The organism is Delftia sp. DLF01, from assembly GCF_014852125.1.
Classification (GTDB): domain Bacteria; phylum Pseudomonadota; class Gammaproteobacteria; order Burkholderiales; family Burkholderiaceae_C; genus Comamonas; species Comamonas acidovorans.
Window position 1 is genome coordinate 151,340 of record NZ_JACVAZ010000003.1, and the last position, 16,862, is coordinate 168,201.

A 16,862-nucleotide genomic window follows, 5' to 3' on the forward strand; every position below is an offset into this window, starting at 1 on the left:
CAGATCAAGAATCAAAGAAGAGGACAGACACAAGCCAGCTCGATACAGTTGTAATTTAATGTTCGCATAACAAAGCAACCGTGGAAAAAAAAGCATGCTGACGACACGCTGGCCCGCCTTGAGAGGGGCTCATAAATCTATCAGGGAACCTGCGAAAACCGCTGGAAGTCTGCTGCCCGGAATTCCGGATGACAGGACCATTAAGCAAAAGCATTGGTGGTTGCCCTTGCTCGTGGGCGCACTGGGATCCGTCGCATCCCATCACGCTATGGCACAGGTTTGCAGTTCCAGCGCAGGCCAATCGGCCACATGCATCGTGCCTCCAGGCGTGTATGCCCTGACCTACGAAGTTGTTGGTGGCAACGGCGGGAGGAGCGGAGTATGGGACGTCGGCATAAGCACAAGCCCTGGAGGGCGAGGTGCGCGCATCACGGGTACGCTTTCAGTCACGCCGGGCCAGATTCTCTACATGAGCTCGGGCAACAACGGCGCGGACGGCAATGACATCTCGCCTGAAGGCGGCGGCGGCGGGGGCTACTCGGCAATTTCTTCAATTAGCGCGACCCAGGGGCCTTTGGTCATTGCAGCCGGTGGAGGGGGCGGTGGCGGCCGTGGTAATGGCTTCACGCCCGGTGGCGACGCAGGCAGCCCAGGTATAGGGACGCCGAGCCAATATGGGGGCAACGCGGGATCCGGATCCATAGGCGGATCGGGAGGAGCCACCGGTGCTCCAGGAGCCTACGGCGCAGGGGGATCTGGCGGTGACATGGGCGCACCAGGCCTCACTGGAGAGAGTGTGAGTTATGGCGCAGGCGGAGGCGGAGGCGGAGGCTTCGGCCAAGCTGGCGGGAATGGCGGCACGGCCGGAGGAGTCACAAACAGCAACCTGCCACAGAACTTCGGCGGTGGCCAGGGCGGTGGCTCAATGTCAATACGTGCCCCAGCTGGCGGCGGTGGGGGCGGTGGATACGCCGGCGGCGGAGGCGGCGGCATGTTTGCTGGCGGCGGCGGCGGCTCCAATCTTGTGCCTTTGGATGGAACCCTAAGCCTGGGCGATGGTGTACCGCGCGTATTGCTCTACATCGCGCCACCCACTATCGCTAACCCTTCGGCCGATAACGTGACGACCACTGCGGCTACGTTGAACGCTGGCGTGAGCGCACAAGGGGCTGATGTGAGTGCAGCCTACTTCCGCTTTGGCACCGATCAACAATCTGTAAACAGCGATGGCGGCGTGCTGGCAACAGCTACGCCTGGCACGATTACAGTCGCGGCAGGTGCTACTCCCGTAAATGCGAGCCTAACGAACCTGACTCCAGGCGCAACTTACTACTTCCGCGCCTATGCCGTAAATTCAGGAGGCACCGCGCAAAGCAGCACGCAGTCGTTCAGCACTCCCAAGCTGACTCAGTCAATCGTTTGGGGTGCATCGCCCATCGTTTCTATTGGGACAAGCAGCACAATCAACGCTACTGGGGGTACCTCAGGCGCCCCCGTGGTGTTCGGTTCCAGTACGCCCAGTACATGCCTTGTCTCCGGCAATCAAGTCACTGGAGTGGCGCCGGGCACCAACAACTGCACACTGACAGCTAACCAAGCTGGCGACGCCTCACATCTACCCGCTCCACAGGCGACGCTGACTATTTCAGTGGTCGCAGGCGTACCAAGCGCACCCCAAAATGTCAGCGCCACGCCGGGCGACGGCAGTGTCCGTATCGTCTGGACTCCCCCATCTAGCGACGGCGGCAGCGCCATTACCAGGTACGAGGTAACGGCAAACGGCGCTCCCACCGCGTGCACCGCCTCACCCTGCAGTGTTTCGGGCTTGGCCAATGGCACGGCCGTCAGCTTCGAGGTGCGCGCGCGCAACGCCGTCAATGCGGGCGCCCCGGCAGTTGTCAGCGCCACGCCAAGGGCACTTGCAAATGCGCCAGTGTCGCTACCAGGCGGTAGCGGCTCGGTCATGGTCACCATCAGCGGCAATCCACCGGGCTGCGACTTGAATGGACCCATCACCATCGACGGCAGCGTTCCGCCCGGTGCGCCAGTACAGACTGCACCGCCACTTGGGGTACTGCGTTTCGCCGCCAGTGGCTGCACCGGCAGCACGCTGAAAGTGAAAGCGGTCTACCCGGCTGGCAGCCTGGGAAGCGTCAAACCATACAAGTTTGGACCACCTCAGCCAGGGGAAAGCGCTAAATGGTTTCCGTACGGCACAGTCACTGGCGATTCCGTGGTCTACGAGGTTACGGACAATGGAACGGGCGACAACAACATCACCACGCCAGGGGCGATTGAAGACCCATTTACTTTGTTCGCGCTGCCGGCGACCGGTCCAGTGGGCATTCCCACCCTGTCGCAGTGGGGCATCTTCATGATGTCGGTTCTCCTGGCGATGTTCGGACTGCGACGTATGCGCCGCCAGCGTTGATAAGCCACGCCAATGAAACAAGGCCCGCATGTGCGGGCCTTGTTTGCTTCTGAGTATCGTCAAAGGTCCATGGCTGCCAGACGATAACGAAGCACGGCTTGCGTGTCGGCAGCTCGGTGAGCCGGCTTTCCACCTGCCCCTCACGCACCCGGTACAGCAGTGCCCAATCGATCTCTCCATTGCTGCGGCCCAGGGCCAGGACCAGCTCGGAATGGAAGAACCAGCGCCCGGGGGCCTGGCGTAGAAACCGCAGCAGCACGTCGGTGCCACTGCGCGGGCGGATGGCGCCCGCAGGAGGCGGGTCGTTGTGCCGCACCCCTCCTCCTGCCGGCCCTCCAGCTGGCCAGCCATTCAGTCCCCGCAGTTCTAGCGGAGCCACCTTCTCGTTTCTCCAGGTTGCGCTCCGACCAGCCTCGGCTCCAGTCGTCACCCTTGGCACGCTTGCGGATCACCCGCTCGCTGATGCTCTCATCCGTCGCGATCTGCCTCAGGCATCTTGATGCCGGCCCGGTAATCCAGGCCGATGCGCTCCCACTGAGGGGCCTGCTTCTGTTCCTTGCTCTTCTCCCCGAAGCTGGCAGGCTTCGGACATCACCGGTCGCGCAGACAAGAAGAGCCCCCGCGCCGGACACACCGGACGTCATCAATTCCAGCGAAGGTATCCTTTGGCCCGCTTTTGACTCGTCCTGAAGCCCAAAAACAACGGCACCAGACATGACAAAAGCGCCACGCCCCAAGGCCCCAAACCAGGCACTGCTGCAGTCGTACCAACAGGAGGGACTGCAGCCAACGCAAGAGGCGCGAACGGATCCTCAATTACCCCTGCCACAACCGTATTGCTGTCGCCTATGCCGTCGTCTACTACGGTATAAGTCACGCTATCACCAGAAATACTGCCATACGGAAACCAAGTTGGTGCAGCGCCTGTGCTCTTCGGTCCAAACTTATAGGGCGTAAGGCCTGTCAGGCTGCCTGAGGGATAATCAATTTTTACGGACAAAGTGGCGCCCGGGCAGGCAGTGGTGGTGAAGCGCAGAGCATTCAGGGGCGCCGTGGATTGATTGGGAGCACCAGCAAGGTTGGCAGGCGACAACGTTGGAGCGGCGCTTAGGGCACAACCGGGCGGATTGCCGCTGATGATCACATTTGCGTTTCCACCGCCTGGTAAAGCCAAAGGGGTAGCCGTGGCCAGTAATTGAGGTTGCGTCGTGGTGGTGGCTGCCGGCCCTGTTCCTGATGCGTTGGTCGCAGTAACGCTAAAAGTGTAGGACGTGCCGTTGGTCAGACCGGAGATAACGCAGCTTGCTGTTTGATTGCCCGCAGGCAGCGCTGGCGTGGGTATGCAGCTGCCGGCTGTAGAATCGTCAGGGGCAATAGCAATCACGTCATAACGGGTGACAGCACTGATGCCGTTGAAGGTCGGCGGCGTAAAGTAAACTCGCGCGGAGCCATCACCACTCTCAGCCGATATACTTGCTGGAGATTCTGGAAAATTCAGGTTTTGGAAATTGACGTAATCTACCACATAGTTGGAATCTACGTTCGAATCATTTGACTGATCACCAAACGCAATCGCACCATTGTTTCCGCTTGCTCCCACGATCCCGCGGACCAAAACAGGGGTCGCCGCTCCCGAAATAATATCGGCATAGGATGCATCGATATAAACATTTGCCTGCCCATTAAGATAACGAATGGCGTACTCGTGAAAACCGCTCGTATTGAAGGCTACGCTTCCCGTGTCGTCCCCCCACCCTATAGCGTTAGCATCTATGTAAAGCATAGCGCTACGGTCAGCAGAGTTACCAAATGGAAATAAAAAACTGTTAGAAACGCTAAACATTAACCCCGCATCTAGCGTATTGTGCCGAGAAACGGAAATCGCATTTAATCGAATAGAGGCTATAAAATTAGAGGTATTCACGCCGTATCGATACAAGTTTTGCTCGCCGGATCGCCCGCCCGGGGCCGTCGTTGTCACAAACTGCGTGGTGCCCCCTCCAACTATGACCGAGCCACCGATGTTGCTTCGGTCCCAACCTTGCTCGTTGGGAACATCGCTACCGTCGTAGAGTGCTATGGGAGCAGCCCAAGCGGCCGACGTTGTGATGGCGCTCGCAAGAACTAATACCCAGCGTGGATCAAACATTGTCACTCCTGCGCCAATGAAACTGGAGAGCGGGGAAATTTGCCCCACACCATGCCCCAAGGCCATAGCTTGTCAAAATTGTTGCAAAAGGATGCAATGTTATCTGCTCGCGTTCTGGCCCCCGAAATAGCTCTCATTTTTCCAACATTCGGGACACTCTGAATTCACCTCGCGCGGTGAGTAAGACCGTCAGTGCTCGTGGTCGTTCTCAGCCGATACCGAAGTACCTGCTTGCGCACGGGCAACTCCGTAAGCCTGCTCTCGACCAAGCCATTACGAACCAAGTATCCCAGTGCCCAAACCGCAGCAGCACGTCCGTGCCACTACCCGGGCGGATCCTGCCCGCAGGACGCGGGTTGTTGTGCCGCGCCCCCTCCTCGTGCCAGCCCCCCAGTTGGCCAGCCATCCAGTCCATGCAGGTCAAGCGGTGCCACCTTCTTCTTTTTGCGTGTCGTCGCGGTTCGTGTGCGCGGCCTTGGTTTCCAAGATGGTCCTCTTTCAAAAATCCAGAATCGGCGTGGCGTTGAGCAGGCCCAGCGCCCACAGCACAGCGGCTCGGTCGCGGGCATCGATATTCGGGGCGTAGGCCAGCGCGCGCCATGCCAGGACCTGGCGCAGATGCGCGGCCATGAACGTGGCTTCCTTGCGTGCGGCGGGCGCAGGCCCTTGGTCCAGCCAGGAATGGCAGGCGGCGCAGCACCAGGCGCTGTAGTGGTCGTCGGCCTTCCTGCGCTCCCCCTTCCCGTGGATGACGCCCGGCCGTCGCGGCTGGCGAAGTGCTCCAGCAGCCTGGCCTCTTCTTCAGGCAGCAGCCGGCGCGAGCGCTGAGCCGGCTTGGCGATCACGCGCGTGCGCAGCAGTTCGGACTTGGCGCGGTCCAGCACCTGCAGCGGTGCATCGATGCCGCGCGCGGCCGAAGCATGCAGGAAGACCTGGCGCAGCCACACCATGTCATTGAGCACGGTGGCGGGGCCGGCCTCGTCTTCCGTGCGCCGCTTCTTGGCGTAGCCCATCAGGTCCTGCACCGTGAGCTTGGTGGCCTGAAGTTCGGCCAGGCCAGAGGCCTGCAGCCGCGCGATGTCGGCCTTTTTGCTACGGCCCCACTCAGTCACGTTTTCGGCCGCACTGACATAATCCCGCAGTGGCTCCCCCACTGAAATTTTCTTGTGCACAGCCTGGCCGGAAGCGCGCTCCTGGTCCATTTCGTACTCGCGCCTGCGCAGCCACTCGTTGGCCTGCACTTTCCGACGGTAGGTCTGGCTTTCGCGGTGGACAAACGTGCCGTTCTCCATCAGCCGGATCTGTGCGGTGCAGGCAAGCGAGCAAGCAAGCCGTGTGCACGCTTGCGTGAAGTGCTGCTCCCATCTGTTTTGCTACAGGTGAAGGATGTAGCAAAGCCAGCGAGAAAATCAGCAAAAACGGGGTTGAATGGCGAAGAATCAGGCAACGACGCCAGAGCAAAAAACCCAATCAGATCAATGACAAACGTAGAAAATCAAGCACCTGCCAGCATGTGGCGCATGTCCGTTGCGCCCATGATGGACTGGACCGACAAGCACTGCCGCTACCTGCACCGGCTTCTGAGCCGCCACACCTTGCTCTACACAGAGATGGTGACGACGGGCGCCTTGCTGCACGGTGATGTGCCGCGGCATCTGCGGTTCGAGGCCGAGGAGCATCCGGTGGCGCTGCAGCTCGGTGGCAGCGAGCCTTCCGATCTGGCGCAGGCCGCGCGGCTGGGGGCGCAGTGGGGGTATGACGAGATCAACCTCAATTGCGGCTGCCCCAGCGAGCGGGTGCAGCGCGGCGCGTTTGGCGCCTGCCTGATGAATGAGGCCCCGCTGGTGGCCGATTGCGTGAAGGCGATGGTGGATGTGGTGGATGTGCCCGTCACGGTGAAGCACCGCATTGGCATCGACAAGGATGAGAGCTACGAGTTCGTGCGCGATTTCGTGGGCACGGTGGCGGATGCGGGCTGCCGCGTGTTCATCGTTCACGCGCGTAATGCCTGGCTCAAGGGCCTGTCGCCCAAGGAAAACCGCGAGATCCCGCCGCTGCGCTACGAGATCGTGGCCCGGCTCAAGCAGGATTTTCCGGAACTGACCATTGCCATCAACGGCGGCATCAAGGCCGATGCCACGGTGCAGGAACTGCTGCAGCAGGTCGATGGCGTGATGGTGGGCCGCGAGGCCTATCACAACCCCTGGTGGCTGGCCTCGTGGGATGCGCTGTACTACGGCGATGCGAGCGTGGAGCACACACGCGAGTCCATCGAGGAGCAGATGGTGGCGTATATGGAGCGCGAGGCGCGCACGCATGGCACGCACTGGTACTCCATCGCGCGGCATATGTTGGGGTTGCGCAACGGGCTGGCGGGGGCGCGCCGCTGGCGCCAGGTGTGGAGCAATCACCAGCTCAAGCAATTGCCGCCTTCAGAGGTGATGCGGCTTGCGCGCACCAAACCGGCCGAGGCGGCGCTTGCCGCCTAGCGCGGGGGACTGCTTTGCACGATGGCCAGGGCTGAGGCGGCCGCTCGCGCAGGCCTATCGGTAAAAACTATCACTTACGCGACAGCATCAAAGGGGTTTTACTACCAATTTTCTTAGCTTGCTGCTGATATATTGCACTGCAACATATCCAAACAACCCCTTGTATCCATGCTCTATCAGCTCTACGAAATCCAGCGCGCCATGGTCGAGCCCTTTGCCGATTTCGCGCAAGCTGCAGCCAAGCTCTACAGCAACCCCCACTCGTTGCTGAGCCAAGGTCCGATGTCCCAGCGCATGGCCGCCGGGTTCGATCTGTTCTACCGCCTTGGCAAGGATTACGAGAAGCCCGAATTCAACCTGCACAGTGTGGATGTGGGCGGCGTTGACGTGACCATCCGCGAGCGCGTCGAAGTGGACAAGCCGTTTTGCGAGCTGCGCCGCTTCAAGCGCTTCTCCGACGACACCGATACGCTGCAGACCATGCTGAGCCAGCCCGTGGTGCTGATCGTGGCGCCGCTGTCGGGCCACTACGCCACGCTGCTGCGCGATACGGTGCAAAGCATGCTGGGAGGCCACAAGGTCTACATCACCGACTGGAAGAACGCCCGCCTGGTGCCCCTGGCCGATGGCGAGTTCCACCTCGACGACTACGTGAACTATGTGCAGGAGTTCATCCGCTACCTGCAGGGCAAGTACGGCCAGTGCCACGTGGTCAGCGTGTGCCAGCCCACGGTGCCGGTGCTGGCTGCCGTGTCGCTGATGGCCAGCCGTGGCGAGACGCCTCCGCTGTCCATGACCATGATGGGCGGCCCCATCGACGCACGCCGCTCGCCGACCTCGGTGAACAACCTGGCGCAGAACCGCAGCTTCGAGTGGTTCGAGAACAATGTGATCTACCGCGTGCCCGAAGGCTATCCGGGCGTAGGCCGCCGCGTGTACCCGGGCTTCCTGCAGTACTCGGGCTTCGTGGCCATGAATCCGGACCGCCACGCCAATAGCCACTACGACTACTTCAAGGATCTGATCAAGGGTGACGACGCCAGCGCCGAGCATCACCGCAAGTTCTATGACGAGTACAACGCCGTGCTCGACATGGATGCCGACTACTACCTCGAGACCATCGCCACGGTGTTCCAGGACTACAAGCTGGTCCATGGCACCTGGGAAGTGCGTTCGCCCGAAGGCCAGGCCGAGCTGGTGCGCCCGCAGGACATCAAGGGCAGCGCCCTGCTGACCGTCGAAGGCGAGCTGGACGACATCTCCGGCTCGGGCCAGACGCGCGCAGCGCACGATCTGTGCACGGGCATCGCGGCAGAGCAGCGCAAGCACCTTGAAGTGCCGGGCGCCGGACACTACGGAATTTTCAGCGGCAGGCGCTGGAGAGAGATCGTCTACCCGCAGGTGCGCGAATTCATCAGTGCCCACCAGCCCGAAAGCGCCACGGCCGCCAGCGCGGCAGGTCACACCAGCAGCCTGAGCGATGACGCGCCCTCGGCCACCGAGCAGCCGCGCAAGCGCGGTGCCAAGGTGCAGGCAGGCTGAGCACCGAGCAAGCCCGGCACGCCATGTCCGCCTTCGCAATCCTTGCCCGCGACGATCTGGCAGCACGCATAGACGCGGCGCTGCCGCAGACGCAGTGCACGCGTTGCGGCTACCCCGACTGCGCCAGCTATGCCCAGGCCGTGGCCTCGGGCGAGGCCGGCATCAACCAGTGCCCCCCCGGGGGCGCTGCGGGAGTGGAGAGGCTGGCTGCACTGACGGGCCGGCCCGCTGTCCCACTGAGCGCCGAGCACGGCACGGAAGCCCCGCGCACCGTGGCCGTGATCGACGAGGCCTGGTGCATCGGTTGCACCCTTTGCATCAAGGCCTGCCCCACGGATGCCATCCTGGGCGCCAACAAGTTCATGCATACGGTGATCGCCGCCCACTGCACGGGCTGCGAGCTGTGCATCCCCGTCTGTCCCGTGGACTGCATCGAGCTGCACAACGCCAGCGGCCCGGCCACAGGCTGGTCTGCCTGGAGCCCCCAGCAGGCCGAGCATGCGCGACAGCGCTATGTGCTGCGCCGAGAGCGTGAACAGGAGCGCGAGCGCCTGGGTGCCGCCCGGGCGCAGATGCCTCTTGCATTGGGTGAGCAGGAAATGGCCGACGACGCCAGCCCTTCCACGCCCTGCCCGGCGCCCCCGCTGGCGACCGACAGCAAGCAAGCCACCATCGCAGCCATCCTGGCCCGCGCACGCGCCCAGCGTGCGGGTGGCGCCTCAACGCCCAACGGGCATTGAGTGGATGTGGGCGGGCAGCGAGACCCGCCTACACCCGCCAGTACAGGCCTATGGATGCCCATAAATGGCCATAGACCGCACAGGCACCCACGCGGGCCGTGGCAGGCCTACGCAGCCAGCGCCAGGCTCTTGTAGACACCGCAACCCCAGTACAGCCCGCCATGCTTGCAGACGAAGGACATCTTGGTCTGTACCTGTTGCGTGGCAGGGTTTCTGAAGTCGTACTCCACCCAGCCTGGGCCGCGCTCGGCCTGGGCAATGATGTCGGCCAGCAGCTGCTCACCCCGCACGCCTGGCAGCTCCTGCACGCGCACGCCCACACGCGCAGGGTTGCCGCCGAAGGCGCGGTAGCTGCCGTCGGCGGCCAGGGCGAACACGTACATGTCACGGTCATGGAAGGGCTGGCCGGGGTCGCTCACGGCGGCCAGCAGTGCCTCGGTGGCCACGCCGCGCCGCGCCAGGCCCAGGGCCGACTCGACCAGGGCCACGGCTTCCTCCGCCGTGCCCTGCTGCAGCCGAAAGCGCGACACCGCCCCTGACAGCATCTGCGCGCGCTGCTGCAGCGCGCGTGCCTGGTCCAGCGCGTGGCCCACCATCTGCGCGTTGTGCTGGGTGATCTCGTCGATCTGGTGCACGGCGCGGCTGATCTCGGCCAGGCCCGTGCTCTGGCTGCCGGTCGATTGCGAGAGCTCGCCCATGTGCTCGGCCACCTGGCGGATGCCTTCGGTCACGCGCTCCATGCCGCGCCCGGCCGTGCGGATCAACTCGGTGCTGTGCTCCACCTGGGTCAGCGCATCGCCAATCAGGTGGCGAATCTCGCGCGCCGCCTCCGCCGAGCGGCCGGCCAGGGAGCGCACCTCGCTGGCCACCACGGCAAAGCCCCGGCCCTGCTCGCCAGCCCGTGCGGCCTCAACGGCGGCATTGAGCGCGAGGATATTGGTCTGGAAAGCAATGCCGTCGATCACGCCGATGATCTCCCGCATGCGCCCGGCACTGTTCTCAATGGTCTCCACCGACTCCACGGCGCGGCCCATGGCCACCACGCCTTCATCGGCGGCGCCGCGCACAGCGCTGGCCTGGTGATGGACCACGCCCACCACATCGGCGTTGTGCTGCACGGCGCTGCTCAACTGCTCCACGCTGACCACGGTCTGGGCCAGGTTGGTGGCCTGCAGCTCGGTGCGATCGGACAGCGCCTGGTGCTCGTTCACCAATTGCTGCCCGGCCTGCGCCACCAGGGCCGCGTTGCTGCGCACATCGGCCACCATGCCCGACAGCGAGGTGACCATGCCTCCCAGCAGCGCCTTGGGCGTCTGGAGAGCACCGGCGCCCTCCTGCGAGGCGGCAGCCTCCACGGTCACGCGCTGGCTCAGGTCGCCCTGGGCGATGCCCTGCATGGCCTGCTGCAGCAATTCGCGCTCGCCGATCACCCGCGACCAGAGCCTGTGCATGCCCCCCAGCAGCAGTCCGGCCCACAGCAGCATGCCTCCCCAAACCCAGGGCCCCAAGCCCGCCGAACCGGCCACCAGCGCCAGCGGCGGCCCCGCCAATGCCCACACGGCGCATACAAGGAAGCCGGCCCCGGGGCCGGATGTATGCTTACGATGCCTGTTTCCCACTTTTTCCATGCCAGCGCCTGCCTGCATAGCTGATTGCCTCTCTAGTCATTGGTATCTGGAATTCACCGTTCACGAGGCCCCGCCACACGAGATGGCATGGCCCCAGTCGAGACCATGCCAGAATAGGTAACAGAATGCAAAAAAGCCAGCGTGCAGACCCGCAGTCCCCTGTGACAACGGCATGCCGAAAGCGCATCAATCCATAATGCGAGCCCATGAATCCCCTGCTCTCCCGACTCCAGCCCTACCCGTTTGAGCGTCTTCGCAAACTGTTCGCCGGGGTCCAGCCACCGGCGGGCGTGCGCCCCATCAGCCTTGGCATCGGAGAGCCCCGCCATGCCACGCCGGCGTTCATCGAACAGGCGCTGAGCGCCGACCTCGGCGGCCTGGCCAAGTACCCCGCCACGGCGGGCGAGCCCGCGCTGCGCGAGGCCTGCGCCCAATGGGCTCGCCAGCGCTATGGCATTGCCCTGGACGCCGCCACCCAGGTGCTGCCCGTCAACGGCTCGCGCGAGGCACTGTTTGCCTTCACCCAGGTGGTGGTGGATGCCAGCCAGGACGGCGCGCGCGTGATCTGCCCCAACCCGTTCTATCAAATCTACGAAGGCGCCACCCTGCTGGCCGGCGCCCAGCCGTACTACGCGCCCAGCGACGCCGCACGCAACTTCGCGGTGGACTGGGACAGCGTGCCCGCCGACGTGTGGGAAAAGACCCAGCTGATCTTCGTGTGCTCGCCCGGCAACCCCACAGGCGCGGTGATGCCGCTGGCCGAGTGGGAAAAGCTGTTTGCCCTGTCCGACCGCTACGGCTTCGTGATTGCCAGCGACGAGTGCTACAGCGAGATCTATTTCGACGGCACCGCCCCCCTGGGCGGCCTGGAAGCCGCACAGCGCCTGGGCCGCACGAACTACAAAAACCTGCTGATGTTCACCAGCCTGTCCAAGCGCAGCAATGTGCCCGGCCTGCGCAGCGGTTTCGTGGCGGGCGATGCGGCCCTGATCAAGGCCTTCCTGCTGTACCGCACCTACCACGGCGGCGCCATGAGCCCCGTGGTGCAGACGGCCAGCATGGCGGCCTGGGCCGACGAGGCCCATGTCGAGGAAAACCGCCGCCTGTATCGCGAAAAATTCAACCAGGTCACGCCCGTGCTGGCGCGCGTGATGGATGTGCGCCTGCCCGATGCGAGCTTCTACCTCTGGGCCGGCATTCCCGAATCGCTGGGCCTGGACGACGCCGACTTTGCACGCGAGCTGTATGCCGCCACCGGCGTGACCGTGCTGCCCGGCAGCTACCTGGCGCGCGAAGCCAATGGCCGCAACCCCGGCGCCGGACGCGTGCGCATGGCCCTGGTGGCCGAGACCGCAGAATGCCTGGAAGCCGCCCAGCGCATTGCACAGTTCATAGAATCGCGCCAGCGCTGAGACAGCCCTGCGCTCCCCTTTCCTCACAAACCCTTTGATCACCAAAGCCATATGACGCAACAGCTGCAATCCATCATCGACACCGCCTGGGACAACCGTGCCAGCCTCTCCCCCGCTGCCGCCCCCAAGGAAGTGACCGAGGCCGTGGACCACGTGATCGAAGCCCTGAACAACGGCCAGCTGCGCGTGGCCACGCGCGAAGGCGTGGGCCAGTGGACCGTGCACCAGTGGATCAAGAAGGCCGTGCTGCTGTCCTTCCGCCTCAAGGACAACGTGCTGATGCAGTCCGGCGACCTGAACTTCTTCGACAAGGTGCCCACCAAGTTCGCCGGCATGACCGAGGCCGAGATCGCCGCCACCGGCGTGCGCGTCGTGCCTCCGGCCGTGGCCCGCCGTGGCAGCTTCGTCGCCAAGGGCGCCATCCTGATGCCCTCCTACGTGAACATCGGCGCCTACGTGGACGAAGGCACCATGGTCGACACTTGGGCCACCGTGGGCTCCTGCGCCCAGGTCGGCAAGAACGTGCACCTGTCCGGCGGCGTGGGCCTGGGCGGCGTGCTGGAGCCGCTGCAGGCCAACCCGACCATCATCGAGGACAACTGCTTCATCGGCGCGCGATCCGAGATCGTCGAAGGCGTGATCGTGGAAGAGAACTCCGTGATCTCCATGGGCGTGTACATCGGCCAGTCCACCCCCATCTATGACCGTGCGACCGGCGAGACCAGCTATGGCCGCGTGCCTGCCGGCTCGGTGGTGGTGTCGGGCAACCTGCCCAAGGACAACGGCCGCTACAGCATGTACGCCGCCATCATCGTCAAGAAGGTCGATGCCAAGACACGCTCCACCACGAGCCTGAACGACCTGCTGCGCGATTGATCCGCATCCGCACCGCGCCAAAGGCGTGGTTGCGGCGCCAAAACATCCCCTGTTCAGGGGATGGAGCAAGGCATACTCTCGAGGGCGTCCCCGGCCACCAGGCAGCGGACGCCCGTTTCACGTCACAAGAGCGTGCAGACGATCCAAGAACAGCGGCAGTACACGAATTTGGGGGAAAACATGGGCACGATGGAGAGGATTTTGCGCCTGATGGGCGAGAAGCAGGCGTCCGACGTCTACCTGGCGGTCAACGCGCCGGCGCTGATCAAGATCAACGGCGAATGCGTGCCCATCAACAACCAGCTGCTGCCGCCCGACGCGCCGCGCAGCCTGCTGGCCGAGATCGTGCCGGCCGAGCGCCTGCAGGAGCTGGACGAAACGGGCGAGCTCAACATGGGCGTGCCGCTGCGCGGCGTGGGGCGTTTTCGCGTCAGCGCCATGCACCAGCGCGGCAGCTGCGCCGTGGTGATCCGCTTCATCGCCCAGCACATTCCGGCCATGGACACGCTGAACCTGCCGCCGGTGCTGGGCGAGCTGATCATGCAAAAGCGCGGCCTGCTGCTGGTCGTGGGCTCCACGGGCTCGGGCAAGAGCACGACGCTGGCCTCGATGATCGATGCGCGCAACGAAAAGCTCACGGGCCACATCCTCACCATCGAGGACCCCATCGAATACCAGTTCCGCAACAAGCGCTCCATCGTCAACCAGCGCGAAGTGGGCTCGGACACGGCATCGCTGCAGATCGCGCTCAAGAATGCGCTGCGCCAGGCCCCCGACGTGATCCTGATCGGCGAAATCCGCGACCGCGAGACCATGTCCTCGGCCATGGGCTTTGCGCAGTCGGGCCATTTGTGCCTGGCCACGCTGCACGCCAACAACAGCTACCACGCGCTCAACCGCATCCTGTCCTTCTTCCCCGAGGAAATCCGCCCCACCATGCTGGGCGAGCTGTCGGCAGCACTCAAGGGCGTGATCTCCCAGCGCCTGGTGCGCACCGTGGACGGCGGCCGCATGCCGGCCGTCGAGGTCATGCTCAACACCAAGCTGATCGCCGACCTCATCGAGCGCGGCAACTTCTCGGGCGTCAAGGAGGCCATGGAAAAATCCATGGCCGAAGGCTCGCAGACCTTTGAAGAGGCGTTGGCGCAGCTGGTCCGCTCCGGCCGCATCGACCGCGCCGAAGCCCTGGCCTTCGCCGATTCGCCCACCAACCTGATGTGGCGCCTGGAAAACGACGTGGTCAAGGCCAGCCATGCCGCGCCGTCCAGTCAGTTCGCCGAACTGGCCACGCCCGGCGAGGACGACATGCCCTCGTTCACGGAAATCATGCTTGAAGTCAAGCCGAACTGATCGGCCAGCCCCGCAGCGTTCACAATGTCGGAGCACGCTGGCGGCAGCCGGCCCTCCGACTTTTTTGTTTTTTGATTCCACCCACCATGTCCCGCACCCTGCAACTGACCGAGCAGCTGATCAGCCTGCCCTCCGTCACTCCCGAAGACGCCGGCTGCCTCGAACTCCTGGCCGATGCCCTGCAGCCCATGGGCTTTGCCTGCGAGCGCATCGACAGCGGCCCCGACAGCTTTCGCGTGCGCAACCTCTGGGCCCGGCGCTCCGGGACAGGCGCCGACCGGCCCGTGCTGGTCTTTGCCGGCCATACCGACGTGGTGCCCACCGGCCCGCTGGAGCAGTGGAGCAGCCCGCCCTTCGTGCCCACGCACCGCGACGGCAAGCTGTACGGCCGCGGCGCCAGCGACATGAAGACCTCCATCGCCGCCTTCGTCGTGGCGCTGGAGGAATTCCTGGCCGAGACACCGGCTCCCTCCTTCGACATTGCCCTGCTGCTGACCAGCGACGAGGAAGGCCCCTCGGTGGACGGCACCAAGGTCGTGGTCGAGCTGCTGCGCGAGCGCGGCGAGCGCCTGGACTGGTGCATCGTCGGCGAGCCCACATCGGTGGACCGCACGGGCGACATGATCAAGAACGGCCGCCGGGGCACCATGAGCGGGCGCCTCACGGTCAAGGGCATCCAGGGCCACATCGCCTACCCGCAGCTGGCGCGCAACCCCATCCACCAGGCCCTGCCGGCCCTGGCCGAACTGGCCGCCACGCGCTGGGACGAGGGCAATGCCTTCTTCCCGCCCACCAGCTGGCAGATCAGCAACATGCATGGCGGCACGGGCGCGTCCAACGTCATTCCCGGCCATGTGACCATCGACTTCAACTTCCGCTTCTGCACCGAGTCCACGGCCGAATCGCTGCAGCAGCGCGTGCACGCCGTGCTGGACCGCCACGGGCTGGAGTACGAGCTGGCCTGGACCATTGGCGGCCAGCCCTTCCTGACCACGCCGGGCACGCTGGTGAACGCCGTGCAGGCGGCCATCCGCGCCGAGACCGGCCTGGAGACCGAGCTGTCCACCACGGGCGGCACCAGCGACGGCCGCTTCATCGCCCAGATCTGCAGCCAGGTCGTGGAGGTGGGCCCGCCCAACGCCAGCATCCACAAGATCGACGAGCACATCGTGGTGGCCGACATCGAGCCCATCAAGAACATTTACCGCTGCACGCTCCAGGAGCTGCAGCGACAGCAGGCCGTCTGAACGCGACCAAGGAGCCGACGATGACATCCGCCCCCACCCCTGCCAATATTCCCGCCATCTCGGGCAGTACCATCGCCGACCTCGTGGCCTCCGGGGCCGCAGCGCTCACGGCGGCCGGCGTGGCCTTTGGCCACGGCACGGCCACGGCCGAAGACGAAGCGGCCTGGCTCACGCTGTGGAAGCTGGGCCTGCCGCTGGACAGCGAACTGGCGCCTGGCGCGCCCGAATCCCTGGCCGACCAGGCCGTCAGCGCCCAGCAGCAGGCCGAAGTGGCCGAGCTGTTCGCAGAGCGCATCCGAACGCGCAAGCCCGCCGCCTACCTCACGCGCGAGGCCTGGCTGCAGGGCGTGCCCTTCTACGTGGACGAGCGCGCCATCGTGCCGCGCAGCTTCATTGCCGAGCTGCTGGCCGACGGCGGCATCGACGGCTGGCTGTCCGACCGCACGCGCCGCGTGCTGGACCTGTGCACGGGCAACGGCAGCCTGGCCTGCCTGGCGGCCATGGCCTGGCCCGAGGTGGAGGTCACGGGCGCCGACATCTCGGCAGACGCGCTGGCCGTGGCGCGCATCAACGTGGACCGCCATGAACTCGCCGAGCGCGTGCAGCTGCTGGAAAGCGACGGACTGGCCGCCCTTCCCGGCCCCTGGGACCTGGTGCTGTGCAACCCGCCCTATGTGAATGCCGACAGCATGTCGCGCCTGCCCGCCGAATACCAGGCCGAGCCCGAACTGGCGCTGGCCGGCGGCGCCGACGGCATGGACTTCATCCGCCGCCTGCTGCTGGACCTGCCGTCGCGCCTGGCCAAGGAAGGCGTGGTCGTGCTGGAAATCGGCAATGAAAAGGACTTCTTCGAAGCCGCCTTCCCCGACCTGCCCGTGTTCTGGCTGGACACCAGCTCGGGCGACGAGCAGGTGCTGCTGATCACCCAGGAGGCACTGCGCGCCTGGACCGAAGGCGACATCGAGGCCCTGCGCCCCACCTACCGCCCCCTGGGCTGA

General features: G+C 64.5%; 12 protein-coding genes. 9 read left to right on the forward strand and 3 right to left on the reverse strand.

Features of this window, described 5'->3' with window-relative positions:
* Positions 1 to 991 precede the first annotated feature (991 nt).
* The gene (locus tag IB269_RS15930) at positions 992 to 2,431 is read left to right on the forward strand and encodes an IPTL-CTERM sorting domain-containing protein (RefSeq protein WP_192367636.1); all 1,440 of its coding nucleotides are present in this window, start codon (positions 992 to 994) and stop codon (positions 2,429 to 2,431) included.
* A 643-nt stretch (positions 2,432 to 3,074) separates the two neighbouring features.
* Here the strand turns inward: IB269_RS15930 and IB269_RS15935 are convergent.
* Complete coding sequence (locus IB269_RS15935; protein ID WP_192367637.1) at positions 3,075 to 4,580, reverse strand: choice-of-anchor U domain-containing protein; 1,506 nt, start codon at positions 4,578 to 4,580, stop codon at positions 3,075 to 3,077.
* Positions 4,581 to 4,903: 323 nt separating this feature from the next.
* Positions 4,904 to 5,872, reverse strand: coding sequence for a hypothetical protein (locus tag IB269_RS15940; RefSeq protein ID WP_192367638.1), 969 nt, complete (start codon positions 5,870 to 5,872; stop codon positions 4,904 to 4,906).
* Positions 5,873 to 6,058: 186 nt separating this feature from the next.
* On the opposite strand from IB269_RS15940, the gene dusA reads away from it, so the two are divergent.
* The 3 genes from dusA (at position 6,059) to rsxB (ending at position 9,351) form a co-directional block, all read left to right on the forward strand.
* Positions 6,059 to 7,069 (forward strand): tRNA dihydrouridine(20/20a) synthase DusA, encoded by a 1,011-nt coding sequence (gene dusA / locus IB269_RS15945; RefSeq protein WP_081816183.1) that lies wholly within the window; start codon positions 6,059 to 6,061, stop codon positions 7,067 to 7,069.
* Positions 7,070 to 7,237: 168 nt separating this feature from the next.
* Positions 7,238 to 8,611: a polyhydroxyalkanoate depolymerase gene (locus IB269_RS15950; RefSeq protein WP_043821780.1), complete on the forward strand. Its 1,374-nt coding sequence runs from the start codon at positions 7,238 to 7,240 to the stop codon at positions 8,609 to 8,611.
* Positions 8,612 to 8,634: 23 nt separating this feature from the next.
* Positions 8,635 to 9,351 carry an electron transport complex subunit RsxB gene (rsxB, locus tag IB269_RS15955; RefSeq protein WP_043821779.1) on the forward strand — a complete coding sequence of 239 codons (717 nt, stop codon included), beginning with the start codon at positions 8,635 to 8,637 and terminating at the stop codon, positions 9,349 to 9,351.
* Positions 9,352 to 9,458: 107 nt separating this feature from the next.
* Here the strand turns inward: rsxB and IB269_RS15960 are convergent, their stop codons facing one another.
* Positions 9,459 to 10,997: a methyl-accepting chemotaxis protein gene (locus IB269_RS15960; protein ID WP_192367639.1), complete on the reverse strand. Its 1,539-nt coding sequence runs from the start codon at positions 10,995 to 10,997 to the stop codon at positions 9,459 to 9,461.
* A 188-nt stretch (positions 10,998 to 11,185) separates the two neighbouring features.
* Here IB269_RS15960 and dapC point away from each other — a divergent pair, with 188 nt between their 5' ends.
* From dapC to prmB, 5 genes are all read left to right on the forward strand, one after another.
* Complete coding sequence (gene dapC / locus IB269_RS15965) at positions 11,186 to 12,391, forward strand: succinyldiaminopimelate transaminase (RefSeq protein WP_192367640.1); 1,206 nt, start codon at positions 11,186 to 11,188, stop codon at positions 12,389 to 12,391.
* A gap of 51 nt (positions 12,392 to 12,442) precedes the next feature.
* Positions 12,443 to 13,267, forward strand: a complete 825-nt coding sequence (gene dapD / locus IB269_RS15970) for a 2,3,4,5-tetrahydropyridine-2,6-dicarboxylate N-succinyltransferase (RefSeq protein ID WP_012205450.1) — start codon at positions 12,443 to 12,445, stop codon at positions 13,265 to 13,267.
* Between the two features lie 180 nt (positions 13,268 to 13,447).
* Positions 13,448 to 14,617, forward strand: coding sequence for a PilT/PilU family type 4a pilus ATPase (locus IB269_RS15975; RefSeq protein ID WP_012205449.1), 1,170 nt, complete (start codon positions 13,448 to 13,450; stop codon positions 14,615 to 14,617).
* 86 nt (positions 14,618 to 14,703) lie between these two features.
* On the forward strand, positions 14,704 to 15,864 hold the full coding sequence (gene dapE / locus IB269_RS15980; RefSeq protein WP_192367641.1) for a succinyl-diaminopimelate desuccinylase: 1,161 nt from the start codon (positions 14,704 to 14,706) through the stop codon (positions 15,862 to 15,864).
* Positions 15,865 to 15,884: 20 nt separating this feature from the next.
* Positions 15,885 to 16,862 (forward strand): 50S ribosomal protein L3 N(5)-glutamine methyltransferase, encoded by a 978-nt coding sequence (gene prmB, locus IB269_RS15985; protein ID WP_192367642.1) that lies wholly within the window; start codon positions 15,885 to 15,887, stop codon positions 16,860 to 16,862.